This is a genomic window from Pseudomonas californiensis (assembly GCF_021147775.1).
Classification (GTDB): Bacteria; Pseudomonadota; Gammaproteobacteria; order Pseudomonadales; family Pseudomonadaceae; genus Aquipseudomonas; species Aquipseudomonas californiensis.
This window is the reverse complement of record NZ_JAGTPK010000015.1, coordinates 125,176-138,965: the sequence shown is the minus strand read 5'-3', so window position 1 is coordinate 138,965 and position 13,790 is coordinate 125,176. Positions and strand designations below refer to the sequence as shown.

Genomic DNA, 13,790 nt, shown 5'->3' with positions numbered 1-13,790 from the left:
AGTCACTTCATGGCAGTGGTAAAGGTATAAGTATATTTATGGCGGGTCAATTGCGATTATCGGCCATTGGTTCGATAATCGCGCAAGCCGAGGTTGGCGGATGCGTTGCATCGGTCTGAAACCAGCGGCACACAGGGCCTGGAAGGGTGTTACTGAGGGTGCGGTAATGAACGATGAATTGCGTAATTCTTTTGCGTCGCTGGCTCCACCTATTGTGGCATCGCCTGCCAAACGCATTCAGGCACTGACCGGCGATCCTGATTTCATGACCTCGCTGGCGCGTGGACTGGCCGTGGTTCATGCGTTTCAGGAGCGCAAGCGTCATCTGACCATCGCGCAGATCAGCCACCGAACCGAGATACCTCGCGCCGCGGTACGCCGCTGCCTGCACACTCTGATCAAGCTGGGCTACGCCACCACCGATGGCCGCACCTATTCGCTGTTGCCCAAGGTTCTTACCCTGGGGCACGCCTACCTGTCTTCGACACCTTTGGCAATTTCGTCGCAGCCTTATCTGGACCGAATGAGCGACCAGCTGCATGAGGCGTGCAACATGGCGACGCTTGAAGGCGATGACATTCTGTACATCGCTCGTTCAGCTACGACACAGCGGCTCATTTCCGTGGACCTGTCAGTGGGTGGCCGTTTACCTGCTTATTGCACGTCGATGGGGCGCATATTGCTGGCAGCGCTGGATGACGTGTCGTTACAGGAGTACCTTGACCATGTCGACCTTCAGCCCAAGACCAGTCGTACCATTCGCACGCCTGAGGCGTTACTCGAGTGCCTGCAGCAGATTCGTCAGCAAGGCTGGTGTATTGTCGATCAGGAGTTGGAACAGGGTCTTCGTTCCATCGCTGTGCCGGTCTATGACGCATCGGGTCAGGTACTTGCTGCGCTCAATGTCAGCACCAGCGCCGGGCGCGTGGCTCGCAGCGAACTGGAGCAGCGTTTTTTACCGATCATGCTCGATGCCAGCCGCGACCTGAGTACGCAGTTGTTTACCTGACTTTTTACCAGGCTCACACCACTCGATACGGTAAGTGAATTTGTTCGATTAACGAACAGTTAATCGATTATCGGATTGTTTGCCGCAGTGCTCAGGCATAACCTCATTTTCATTCCGGCGCAGAGTTTCGCGCTGATCAATGAAACGTGATGTTGGGTTCGGAGCACCTCATGGCAGAAATTCTTTCTCTACGCGATGCAGTGAAGCAACTGGTCAACGATGGCGACACCGTTGCACTGGAAGGCTTTACGCACCTTATTCCCACGGCGGCGGGTCATGAAATCATTCGTCAGGGCAAGAAAGACCTGACGCTGGTACGCATGACCCCAGACTTGATCTACGACCAACTGATCGGTGCTGGCTGTGCGAAGCGTCTGATTTTCTCGTGGGGTGGTAATCCGGGCGTTGGCTCGCTACACCGTCTGCGTGATGCCGTCGAAAAGCAATGGCCGCGGCCGATGGAAATCGAAGAACACAGCCATGCCGACCTGGCGAACGCCTACGTAGCCGGTGCATCTGGCCTGCCATTCGCGGTGCTGCGCGCTTATGCGGGCTCTGACTTACCCAAGGTCAACCCGTTGATCAAGACCGTAACCTGCCCGTTCACGGGCGAAGTGCTGGCTGCTGTGCCTTCGGTGCGTCCTGACGTAACCGTTATTCACGCACAGAAGGCCGACCGCAAGGGTAACGTGCTGCTCTGGGGCATTCTCGGGGCGCAGAAAGAAGCTGCTCTGGCTGCCAAGCGTTGCATCGTCACGGTCGAAGAGATTGTCGATGACCTAAAGGCACCCATGAACTCCTGCGTGCTGCCCACTTGGGCATTGAGTGCCGTTTGCCTGGTGCCTGGTGGTGCTCACCCGTCGTACGCTCACGGTTACTACGAACGGGATAACCCGTTCTATCAGGCCTGGGACCCGATTGCCCGAGACCGTGAAACCTTCAAGGCGTGGATTGATGAATACATCCACGGCACTGCGGATTTCAGTGAATTCCAGAGCAAGCTGGCTCGCGCATCGGAGGCAAAATAATGTCGTACACCACCAGTGAAATGATGACGGTGGCCGCCGCTCGCCGCCTGCGCAACGGTTCGGTCTGCTTTGTCGGTATCGGTCTGCCTTCCAAGGCGGCGAATCTGGCGCGTCTCACGTCGTCGCCTGACGTCGTGCTGATCTACGAATCTGGCCCGATCGGTGCCAAGCCGACTGTACTGCCGCTCTCTATCGGTGATGGTGAGTTGGCCGAAACCGCTGATACCGTGGTCTCCACCAGCGAGATTTTCCGCTACTGGTTGCAGGGCGGTCGGGTCGATGTGGGCTTCCTCGGCGCGGCGCAAGTCGACCGCTTCGGCAACATCAATACCACCGTCGTAGGCGATTACCACAACCCGAAAGTGCGGCTGCCGGGTGCTGGCGGTGCGCCGGAGATCGCCGGGTCTGCCAAGTCGGTACTGATCATCCTCAAGCAGTCGGCACGCTCGTTCGTCAACAAGCTCGATTTCATTACTTCGGTAGGCCATGGTGAGGGCGGTGATTCACGCAAACGCCTGGGTCTGCCCGGTGCTGGCCCCGTGGGGATCATCACCGACCTGTGCATCATGGAGCCGGAGGCGGGCACCCACGAGTTCGTGGTGACCACGCTGCACCCCGGCGTGACGCGTGAGCAGGTCGTTGCCGCCACGGGCTGGGACATTCGTTTTGCCGACAATGTGGTCTTTTCCGAAGAACCTACCGACGTCGAACTCACTGCGCTGCGTGATCTGGAAGCCCGGACCGCAGCCGCCCACGGCCAGGTTGCAGGAGAAGCATGATGCGTGATGTCTTTATCTGCGACGCGATTCGCACGCCGATCGGCCGTTTTGGCGGCGGCCTGTCCTCGGTACGTGCCGATGATCTGGCCGCTATACCAATCAAGGCGCTCATGGAGCGCAACCCGTCGGTCAACTGGGAGGAGGTCGACGAGGTGTTCCTCGGTTGCGCCAATCAGGCGGGCGAGGACAACCGCAACGTGGCGCGCATGGCTGCGCTGCTGGCCGGCTTGCCGAAAAGTGTGCCGGGCGTGACTCTCAATCGTTTGTGCGCCTCCGGAATGGACGCCATCGGTACAGCGTTTCGTGCCATTGCGTCGGGTGAAATGGAGCTGGCGATTGCCGGTGGGGTCGAATCCATGTCGCGTGCGCCGTTTGTGATGGGCAAGGCTGACGCCGCGTTTTCGCGCAACATGAAGCTCGAAGACACCACCATCGGCTGGCGCTTCGTCAACCCGGCTATGAAGGCCCTGTACGGTGTGGATTCCATGCCGGAAACCGGTGATAACGTCGCCGCAGACTTCAAGATTTCTCGAGCCGATCAGGACGCTTTCGCCCTGCGCAGCCAGCAACGCACTGCCGTTGCACAGGCTGCGGGCTTTTTCGAGGAAGAGATCGTGCCCGTGCGTGTCGCGCACAAGAAAGGCGAAACCATCGTCGACAAGGACGAGCATCCGCGTGGCGATACCAGCCTGGAAACCCTGAGCAAGCTCAAGCCGGTCAATGGCCCGGACCAGACAGTGACGGCAGGCAATGCCTCTGGCGTTAACGATGGTGCCGCCGCGTTGATTCTCGCCTCGGCCGAGGCCGTAAAAAAGCACGGCCTGACACCGCGCGCCCGTGTGCTCGGTATGGCCAGCGCCGCAGTTGCACCTCGGGTCATGGGCATCGGTCCTGTGCCTGCGGTGCGCAAACTGGTCGAGCGTCTGGGCATGGCGGTGTCCGACTTTGATGTCATCGAGCTGAATGAAGCATTTGCCAGTCAGGGCATTGCCGTACTGCGCGAGCTTGGACTGGCGGACGACGCACCGCAGGTCAACCCCAATGGCGGCGCGATCGCGCTGGGGCACCCGCTGGGCATGAGCGGCGCACGCCTGGTGCTGACCGCCTTGCATCATCTGGAAAAAACCGGCGGCCGCAAAGGACTGGCAACCATGTGCGTCGGCGTAGGGCAGGGCCTCGCTCTGGCCATCGAGCGATAATCGTTCTGGCGTAGCCAACCGTTCAGCGACCCGGGTCACTGTTTGCCTTCACGAAAAGGCAGATCGGTGGTCCGGGTTGTTGTGCTGGGCGAGCTACGGTGTTACAGATTGTTTCTTACGATTCATGTCAGGGAAAAATAATGACAACCACATCCACATCCAAAGCACCGCATTACACCGGCGAGGAGCGCAGCAAAAGAATCTTCGCGATCGTCGGTGCATCTTGTCGAATGGTTCGACTTTTATATTTATGCCTTCTGTGCGATCTACTTCGCGCCTGCCTTTTTTCCTTCCGATGATCCAACGGTGCAACTGCTCAATACGGCAGGCGTATTTGCCGCCGGCTTCCTGATGCGTCCTATTGGCGGTTGGTTGTTCGGTCGGGTAGCGGACAAGCATGGTCGCAAGAACTCGATGCTGATTTCGGTCACCATGATGTGTGCCGGCTCGCTGATCATCGCTTGCCTGCCGACCTACGCCTCGATTGGCGCCTGGGCTCCGGCACTGCTGTTGATGGCGCGCCTTCTGCAAGGCCTGTCGGTAGGCGGCGAGTACGGTACGACCGCAACCTACATGAGCGAAGTGGCGCTGCGTGGACAGCGCGGCTTCTACGCTTCTTTTCAGTATGTGACGCTGATCGGCGGCCAGTTGCTGGCGGTCCTGACGGTTGTCATCCTGCAGCAGTTTCTGACCACCGAAGAGCTGCGTGCCTACGGCTGGCGTATCCCGTTCGTGATCGGTGCCGCTGCAGCAGTGATCGCCTTGCTGCTGCGTCGCACGCTCAATGAAACCACCACCGCCGAAAGCCGTCAGGACAAGGATGCGGGCAGCATTGCGGCGCTGTTCAAGCATCACAAGGCTGCTTTCATCACTGTGCTGGGTTATACCGCTGGCGGCTCGCTGATTTTCTATACATTCACCACGTACATGCAGAAGTATTTGGTCAATACCGGCGGTATGGAGGCCAAGACGGCCAGTTACATCATGACCGGTGCGCTGTTTCTGTACATGTGCATGCAGCCTTTCTTCGGCATGCTCGCGGACCGCATTGGTCGGCGTAACTCCATGCTGTGGTTCGGTGCGCTGGGTACTCTTTGCACCGTGCCTATTCTGATGACGCTGAAAACCACCACCAATCCGTTCATGGCATTTGTGCTGATCACCCTGGCGCTGGCCATCGTCAGCTTTTACACCTCGATCAGCGGGCTGGTGAAGGCCGAGATGTTTCCGCCTCAGGTTCGCGCGCTCGGTGTGGGGCTGGCCTATGCGGTGGCCAACGCAGTGTTCGGCGGTTCGGCCGAGTTCGTGGCACTGAAGCTCAAGAGTGCTGGAATGGAAAACAGCTTCTACTGGTATGTGACGGCCATGATGGCGGTGGCTTTCCTGTTCAGCCTGCGGCTGCCGAAGCAACCGGCCTACTTGTATCACGACCACTGATCGCTCATTTGCAGGGCAAAAAAAACCCACCGTAAGGTGGGTTTTTTATGAGCGCTGCGATCAGAACAGCTGAACCGAAGGCTTCTCTTTGGAGATGGTTTCGGTCTGGCCTGTTGTCTCGTACCAGCCGCCGCCGAGGGCCTTGTAGAGATTGACCTCGCTGTTGAGCTGGGCCAGTCGATCAGTGATCAGCGTTTGCTGTGCGCTGAACAGCGAGCGTTGTGCATCGAGGAAGGTCAGGTTGCTGTCGATCCCGATGCGGTAACGACGCTCGGCCAGACGGTAGTAGTCCTGGTTGGCGGTGACGAAGTCACGTTGCGCCTGGAGCTGCTCGTCGTAGGTCTTGCGTGAGGCCAGCCCGTCGGACACTTCCTGGAAAGCGGTCTGAATCGCTTTCTCGTAGTTGGCGACGCTGATTTCTTTCTGGATCTTGGAGTAATCCAGACTGGCGCGCAGGCTGCCTGCGTTAAAGATCGGGATATTGATGCTTGGCTGGAACAGCCAGGTCCTCGATCCGCCCTTGAACAGGCCTGACAACTCGCTGCTGCCGGTGCCCGCACTCGCCGTCAGACTGATGCTTGGGAAGAATGCTGCACGTGCTGCCCCGATGTTGGCGTTGGCGGCCTTGAGCGTATGCTCGGCTTGCAGGATGTCCGGACGACGTTGCAGCAAGTCGGACGGCAGACCTGCCGGCATCTCGGTCAGCATGTCGGAAGCAAGAAGCTGGCTGGCTGGCAGGTTGTCAGGCAAGCCTGTGCCCAGCAACAACACCAGACCGTTCTGATCCTGTGCGACCAGACGCTGGTATTGCGCCAGACGGGCGCGCGCGCTTTCGACGGCGGTACGCGACTGACTCAGGTCCAGTGCCGAAGAAACACCGACTTCATTACTGCGCGATGTCAGGCGGAAGCTCTCTTCGTAAGTCTTGAGCGTGTCTTGCGTCAGCTTGAGCAGTTCCTTGTCGGCCTGCCAGGTCAGATAGGCGTTGGCCACGTTGGCGACCAGGCTGATCTGCGTGCTGCGACGTGCTTCCTCGCTGGAGAAGTAAGTCTCCAGCGCCTGTTCGCTGAGGCTGCGTACACGACCGAACAGATCCAGCTCATAGGCGCTGACGCCCAATGTCGCTGAATAGCTGCTGGTGATGGCCGACTGACCTGTCTGGGTCTGGTCGCCAGGTACACGCTGACGGCTGCCGCTGCCGTTTGCCGAAACAGCAGGCAGCAGGTCTGCGCGCTGGATGCGGTACTGCGCACGGTAAGCGTCAATGTTCAACGCAGCGACCCGAAGGTCGCGGTTGTTGACCAGCGCGGTCTGGATCAGACGCTGCAGCGCCGGGTCACGAAAGAATTCGCGCCAGCCTTGCTCGGCTGCTGCCATTTTGGCCGCTTCGGCCGGCGCGTACGCCGGGCCTTGCGGGTATTGAGCGGCAATCGGAGCCTCCGGTTGCTTGTACTCGGGGATCAAAGAGCAACCGCCGAGCACGAACGCGGCGACTGCCAGAGAGATCAGTGACTTGCTCATTGGCCAGCCTCATCATGTTTAATAGGTTTCTGCTTGCCCTTGAAGAGCGCCGAGACCGAGACGAAGAACAAAGGTACCCAGAAGATCGCGAGGATAACAGCGGTGATCATACCGCCGATCACGCCGGTACCGATCGAGTGCTGACTGCCCGAACCTGCGCCCGTAGAGATCGCCAGCGGGACAACGCCCAAGATGAACGCCATGGACGTCATCACGATCGGACGCAGACGCATGCGGCAGGCTTCAATCGCTGCGTCGGCCAGGCTCTTGCCCTGTTCGTGCAACTCTTTGGCAAACTCGACGATAAGAATGGCGTTTTTCGCGGCCAGACCCACCGTCACCAGAAGCCCCACCTGGAAGAACACGTCGTTGGACAGACCTCGCAGGCTGGTCGCCATCAATGCACCGATGACACCCAGTGGTACCACGAGTACGACGGCAATCGGAATCGACCAGCTCTCGTACAGCGCTGCCAGACAGAGGAAGACCACCAGCAGCGACAACGCGTACAGCGCAGGCGCTTGCGAGCCGGACAGACGTTCCTCGTAAGACAGACCGGTCCACGAGATACCAACGCCCTGCGGCAGTTTCTTGGCTAGCGCTTCCACTTCAGCCATCGCGTCGCCGGTGCTGTAGCCAGGTGCCGGAGTACCGAGGATTTCCTCTGCGCCCACGCCGTTGTAGCGCGACAGTTTCGGCGAGCCGAAGACCCACTTGCCGCTGGCGAATGCCGAGAACGGCACCATCTCGCCCGAGCTGTTGCGCACATACCACTTCTTCAGGTCTTCCGGGGTCATACGCGCCCCGGCGTCACCCTGGATGTAAACTTTCTTCACGCGACCGCGATCAATGAAGTCGTTGACGTAGCTACCGCCCAGTGCGATGGACAACGTGTTGTTGATATCCGACAACGTGATGCCCTGCGCACTGGCGCGCTCGTCGTCGATGATCAACTGGTACTGTGGCTCGTCGTTCAGGCCGTTCGGGCGCACGCCTGCCAGGATCTTGCTCTGGGCGGCCATGCCGAGGAACTGGTTACGGGCTTCCATCAGCTTGGTGTGACCCACACCGCCCTGATCTTGCAGGTAAACGTCAAAACCGGTGGCGTTACCCAGTTCGAGTACCGACGGCGGAACCACAGCGAACACCATGGCATCGCGGAAGCTGAAGAAGTGCGCCTGCGCTCGCTTGGCCAGCTCGAATACGCTGTTGTGCGCGTTACGCTCTTCCCACGGCTTGAGCATGACGAAGGCGATCGCCGAGCTCTGGCCACGGCCAGCGAAGTTGAAGCCGTTTACCGAGAAGACCGACTTCACCGCATCTTTTTCTTCGGTCAGCAGGTAGTTGCGCATGTTGTCGATGACTTCTTGCGTACGCGCCGTCGAGGAACCTGCTGGCGTCTGAATCTGGGCAAAGATGACGCCCTGATCTTCTTCTGGCAGGAACGCAGCCGGAATCCGCATGAACATCCAGACCATGCCTGCGCAGATCAGGATATAGCCCAGATAGGCTGGCCATTTATGCTTGAGCATGTTGCCCACACCGCGCTCGTAGCTTTGAACGCTGCGATCGAAGGTGCGGTTGAACCAGCCGAAGAAGCCGCGCTTGGGTTTACCGTGGGTCTTGGGGTCGATCGGCTTGAGCATGGTGGCGCAAAGGGCAGGGGTGAAGATCAACGCCACCACAACCGAGAGGGCCATGGCCGATACGATGGTGATCGAGAACTGCTTGTAGATCACGCCTGTGGAGCCGCCGAAGAATGCCATCGGCAACAGCACCGCCGACAGCACCAGTGCGATACCGACCAGAGCACCCTGGATTTGCACCATCGACTTGATGGTCGCATCTCGAGGCGACAGCTTCTCTTCCTCCATCACCCGTTCGACGTTTTCCACCACGACGATGGCATCGTCCACCAGCAAACCGATGGCCAGTACCATGCCGAACATCGTCAATGTGTTGATGGTGAAACCGAAGGCGGCCAGGATGCCGAACGTACCCAGCAACACCACCGGAACCGTCAGAGTCGTGATGACCGTGGCGCGGAAGTTCTGCAGGAACAGGTACATCACCAGGAACACCAGTACGATCGCTTCGCCGAGCGTGTGAACCACGCCTGAGATCGATTCACTGACGACCGGAGTGGTGTCATACGGGAACACGACTTTCATGCCAGGCGGGAAGAACGGCTCCAGCGACGCAACGGTCGCGCGGATCGCCTTGGCGGTGTCCAGAGCGTTGGCGCCTGTTGCCAGCTTGATCGCCAGACCCGAGGCAGGCTTGCCGTCGAATTGTGAGTCAGTGCTGTAGTTTTCCGCACCCAGGCCCACGGTGGCGACGTCTTTCAGGCGAACCTGCGAGCCGTCGGTGTTGACCTTGAGGAAAATGTTGCCGAACTGCTCAGCTGTCTGCAGCCGAGTCTTGCCAATGATGGTGGCGTTCAGTTGCTGGCCGCTGATGGACGGCAGGCCGCCCAATTGACCGGAAGACACTTGAACGTTCTGCGCGGTGATCGCGTTTCTCACATCGACTGGCGTCAGCTGAAAGTTGTTCAGCTTGGCCGGGTCCAGCCAGATACGCATGGCGTACTGCGAACCGAAAACCTGGAAGTCACCCACACCGGAGGTACGGGAAATCGGGTCCTGCATGTTCGACACGATGTAGTTGGCCAAGTCTTCCTTGCCCATGCTGCCATCTTCGGACACCAGGCCGATCACCATCAGGAAGTTCTTCACTGCCTTGGTCACGCGGATACCCTGTTGCTGCACTTCCTGCGGCAACAGTGGCGTGGCCAGGTTGAGTTTGTTCTGAACCTGAACCTGTGCAGTATCGGGGTTGGTGCCCTGATTGAACGTTGCGGTGATGGTCATGCTGCCGTCGGAGTTACTTTCCGAACTCACATAACGCAGATTGTCGATACCGTTGAGCTGCTGTTCAATCACCTGAACCACGGTGTCCTGCACGGTCTGTGCAGAGGCGCCTGGGTAGGTCACTTGAATGCCAATCGCTGGCGGCGCAATGCTCGGGTACTGGTTGATCGGCAGGCTGGAAATGGACAGCGCGCCGACCAGCATGATCACGAGGGCAATAACCCACGCGAAAATGGGGCGATCGATAAAAAATTTCGACATGGGTTACTCCCCTTTGCTGCCTGCGGCTTTATCAGTGGCCGGGGCAGGCGCCGGGTTAGCTCCTTTGACATTGGTTGCTTCGGCGACTTTTACTTCAGCGCCAGGGCGAACGTACTGCAAGCCTTCGGTAATGATGCGATCACCTTCTTTCAGGCCGTCTTCAATCAACCAGTCAGAGCCGACGGTACGGTTGGCTACCAGCGTGCGCAGCTCAACCTTGTTGTCCTGATTGACGATCAGCGCAGTCGGGGTGCCTTTGAGGTCGCGTGTCACGCCCTGCTGAGGTGCCAGAATGGCCTTGGCGGATACACCGGCCTGCAGCTTGGCGTGGACAAACATGCCCGGCAGCAGGCGGTGTTCAGGGTTCGGGAACACCGCACGCAGCGTCACGGAGCCGGTGGTCTGGTCAACCGAGACTTCGGAGAATTCGAGCTTGCCTTCCTGTGCGTAGGTGCTGTTGTCTTCCAGGGTCAGCTTGACCATGGCGGCGTTGTCGCCTGCCTTCTGCAGCTTGCCGCTCTCCAGATCTGCGCGCAGCTTGAGCATGTCTACCGAGGACTGGACCACGTCCACGTAGATTGGATCGAGCTGCTGGATGGTCGCCATTGCATCTGCCTGGGCGCTGCTCACCAGAGCACCTTCGGTAACGGCCGAGCGTCCAATGCGGCCCGAGATCGGCGCAAGAACCTTGGTATACCGCAGGTTGATCTGGGCGGTCTGCAGCGCAGCCTGTGCTTCCTGAGTCGAAGCCAGTGCTGTGTCGTATTCCTGGCGGCTCACTGCCTGTTCGCTGACCAGTTGTTTATAGCGGTCGGACATCGACTTGGCAGACTGCAACGTCGCCTTGGCACTGTTGGCATTGGCTTCATAGACCGCTGGATCGATCTGATACAGCTGCTGGCCAGCTTTGACGTCGGCCCCTTCAGTGAACAGGCGCTTGAGGATGATGCCGTTGACCTGCGGTCGGACTTCGGCTGCACGGAACGCCGTAGTGCGGCCTGGCAGTTCGGTGGTCAGGGTGTAAGGCTGGGCTTTGAGAGTGACGACGCCGACCTGAGGGGTTTGAGCGGGCGGCGCCGCTTGTTCCTTCTTGCCGCAGCCACTGAGCAGAGTTGCCAGGGCGACGGCAGTGACCAGAACGGTAACAGCTGGCTTGAATTGCATGAAGATCCTCGGGGCAGGAGCCTGATAACTGAGCAGAAATTGAAATGTAAAAAAATATTACGGCTAGATAAGTAGCATGCTAAGGAATATACTTACATTCACGGTTGTTTGTAAATACCTCCAGTGTGCATTCAGCCACTATTCAGGGGGTATAAAGCGGGTTCGGGACAAGGCGACACAACTGCCGCCCGGTCAAATCTCCAGGCATTTGATGCAACACACGCCTGAAGGAAACATTTTGAGGTTTTATTGCCATGGTTCGTCGCACCAAAGAGGAAGCTCAGATCACCCGAATCCAGATTCTGGAGGCTGCTGAACAGGCTTTTTACGACCGGGGCGTTGCCCGTACGACGCTGGCTGAAATCGCGACGTTGGCGGGTGTGACACGAGGTGCCATTTATTGGCACTTCAACAATAAAGCCGAACTGGTGCAGGCAATGCTCGACAGCCTGCAGGAACCGCTGGACGAAATGGCCGAAGCCAGCCAGAGCGAGGAAGAGCAGGACCCATTGGGTTGCATGAAAAATCTCTTGGTTCATCTCTTTCATCAGCTCGCACTCGACCCGAAGACTCGCCGCATCAATGAGATTCTTTTTCACAAATGCGAGTTTACTGACGAAATGTGTGATTTTCGTCGTCAACGCCAGGACAACACCGTTCACTGCCACGACCGGATCCGCAGAGGCCTGACCAATGCGGTTCGCAGGGAACAGCTGCCAGCCAATCTGGACACTGCTCGTGCTGCGGTTGCTCTTTTTTCCTATATCAACGGTTTCATCCACCAGTGGTTACTGGTTCCCGAGAGTTTTTCACTGCCAGGCGAAGCTGAGCGGCTTGTCGACGTCTGTCTGGACATGCTGCGCTTCAGTCCGTCTTTGCGGAGCCCATACGCGGCCAACCCGGTAAATGACCTATCGTATCGCTCAGCAGTTCCTGACGAGCGTAACTGACGTTAATTTAATGTTGGAGCGCCATAAAGTTTACCGTTTGTTTAGGCCAGGACTGGTTAATGCCGCTCGGCGGCGTCAAATTTTTTGACGGTTTGGCCTGAAATTGTAGGATCCCGGTAGGACATTTCCGGATACATGTAGCTGATTTCCCAAACTAATTTGCGTGTATTGATCCGCTGGAAAACTCCCTTCACTCTTCTCCCCCTAATCGACAAAAGGAAGGGGAGATTGCATGTTTGCGTCGAGTCGTGCGCCTGTGTGCCCTAAAATCAAAGGCAATCCTGAAGCTGACCGGGAGATGGACGGTTGCGGCGATTCGCCAGGCGTTTCAAGGGTAGACGCTGCGTTATCGAGTTTGAATTCTGCTCAAGCGAACAGCGTGTTTACTTCATGCAACCGCGAGGTGGGCAACTGATGGCGGACAACGCGACTGCCATGGTGAGCTCGTTGAACCGACTTGAACGTCAATCGGAACGCATCGCCGTGGATTCAGCACTGGGCATGCCTATCGTGCGCCTGGGGCTGATCACCACGTTGTATTTTCGACAGGGTCATACACCGGATGTCAAACGCCGCGTAGAAGCCTGCTTTGCACGCTTCTACGAGACCTTCAAGCCGATGCTGAAATGGCAGCTGTACAAGCGGATGCGCCGGTTGACGCCGTCCGGGTTCGCCTCGTGCAGGCGTCACATCGTGCATAGCTGTCCGGAAGATCAGTTTGTCTGGTCAATTTCCAGTGCCACGCAGGCTGAAGTCGCAACGTATAGCCTGTTTGTGATGAACACTGCCGAGGGGCAGGCCGAAAATGATCGCTCGTGTCTGAAGATGGTGTTGCCCTGGTCGTACCTGGTCGAGCCCGGAGGGTTGAAAAAATACGAGGCGTGGATTCGCTATCTCAGCAGTGAGGTAAATGCCGAGCATGGTTTTGGTGGGCTGGCATGCGTGCTGCCCTGCGACGGCCACCAGTACCTGTCGTGGGAATTCCAGCTGGCGCAGCGCTACATCGGCCTGATTGTCGATCCGGGTCCGCATATAGAGAGCTTGAGATTACTGGACCGAATCAAGGGTGTTGGTTGGTATACGGTCCTCGGTGACACGTTTGTCAGACGGCTGGGAGGCAGCGACCGATTGCGGGGCGAGTTGAGCGCGCACAGCGACATCGTGTTTCACAGTTATACCAGCGGATTGATGATCAGGGCGGGGGACGTACCGGAACTTGGCAGCATCGAAAGGGCTGACTTCTCTCCTTACAGAGCCGTCAATCGGGTGATCAAACCGGTCCGTTTGCAGGACACGGGCAATCTTCATCCTTATCTGCCGCCGGGTGCAGGCTTCAACAAGCACACTACCGCGCAGTGGTTCGCGCGTTTCGACGAAAAAGACCAACCACCGGTGGACGGAGGGAAGCCTTGCCCCCGTGCGGGCTACTGGTTCAGCAATGCGCTGGCACGCTCCCGGCGTTTGTTCGACGAGGGCGAAACCATGCCTGCCTTCGAGCACATCAGAGGCAAGCGTACCCAGTGGTTCTGGGCAAACCAGGCCCCTGACTGAGCCGAAATCCGATGTGGGGAC

The 13,790-nt window shown here is 58.3% G+C and carries 9 protein-coding genes and 1 pseudogene; 7 read left to right on the top strand and 3 right to left on the bottom strand.

Annotated elements, in window-relative coordinates:
* Positions 1–166 precede the first annotated feature (166 nt).
* From pcaR to KDX37_RS16550, 5 genes and pseudogenes are all read left to right on the top strand, one after another.
* Positions 167–1,009 (top strand): pca regulon transcriptional regulator PcaR, encoded by an 843-nt coding sequence (gene pcaR, locus KDX37_RS16570; protein ID WP_231653758.1) that lies wholly within the window; start codon positions 167–169, stop codon positions 1,007–1,009.
* 170 nt (positions 1,010–1,179) lie between these two features.
* Positions 1,180–2,037, top strand: coding sequence for a CoA transferase subunit A (locus KDX37_RS16565; RefSeq protein ID WP_231653757.1), 858 nt, complete (start codon positions 1,180–1,182; stop codon positions 2,035–2,037).
* Positions 2,034–2,816 carry a CoA-transferase subunit beta gene (locus KDX37_RS16560; RefSeq protein WP_231653790.1) on the top strand — a complete coding sequence of 261 codons (783 nt, stop codon included), beginning with the start codon at positions 2,034–2,036 and terminating at the stop codon, positions 2,814–2,816. Before KDX37_RS16565 ends, KDX37_RS16560 begins: the two co-directional genes overlap by 4 nt.
* Positions 2,813–4,015: a 3-oxoadipyl-CoA thiolase gene (pcaF, locus tag KDX37_RS16555; protein WP_231653756.1), complete on the top strand. Its 1,203-nt coding sequence runs from the start codon at positions 2,813–2,815 to the stop codon at positions 4,013–4,015. The genes KDX37_RS16560 and pcaF overlap by 4 nt, the downstream gene beginning before the upstream one ends.
* A 140-nt stretch (positions 4,016–4,155) precedes the next feature.
* Positions 4,156–5,452, top strand: a pseudogene (locus KDX37_RS16550) (MFS family transporter).
* A 60-nt stretch (positions 5,453–5,512) separates the two neighbouring features.
* Here KDX37_RS16550 and adeC read toward each other — a convergent pair.
* The 3 genes from adeC to KDX37_RS16535 are packed head-to-tail and all read right to left on the bottom strand — an operon-like array spanning position 5,513 to position 11,268.
* A complete protein-coding gene (adeC, locus tag KDX37_RS16545; RefSeq protein ID WP_231653755.1) occupies positions 5,513–6,973 on the bottom strand; it encodes an AdeC/AdeK/OprM family multidrug efflux complex outer membrane factor in 1,461 nt (486 codons plus the stop codon).
* On the bottom strand, positions 6,970–10,104 hold the full coding sequence (locus tag KDX37_RS16540) for an efflux RND transporter permease subunit (RefSeq protein ID WP_231653754.1): 3,135 nt from the start codon (positions 10,102–10,104) through the stop codon (positions 6,970–6,972). The genes adeC and KDX37_RS16540 overlap by 4 nt, the downstream gene beginning before the upstream one ends.
* Before the next feature lie 3 nt (positions 10,105–10,107).
* Entirely contained in the window at positions 10,108–11,268 is a 1,161-nt protein-coding gene (locus tag KDX37_RS16535) for an efflux RND transporter periplasmic adaptor subunit (RefSeq protein WP_231653753.1), read from the bottom strand.
* A 254-nt stretch (positions 11,269–11,522) separates the two neighbouring features.
* Here KDX37_RS16535 and KDX37_RS16530 point away from each other — a divergent pair, with 254 nt between their 5' ends.
* Together KDX37_RS16530 and KDX37_RS16525 are read left to right on the top strand one after the other, a co-directional pair.
* A complete protein-coding gene (locus KDX37_RS16530; RefSeq protein WP_231653752.1) occupies positions 11,523–12,218 on the top strand; it encodes a TetR family transcriptional regulator in 696 nt (231 codons plus the stop codon).
* 414 nt (positions 12,219–12,632) lie between these two features.
* Entirely contained in the window at positions 12,633–13,769 is a 1,137-nt protein-coding gene (locus tag KDX37_RS16525; protein WP_231653751.1) for a DUF3396 domain-containing protein, read from the top strand.
* Positions 13,770–13,790: the final 21 nt, after the last annotated feature.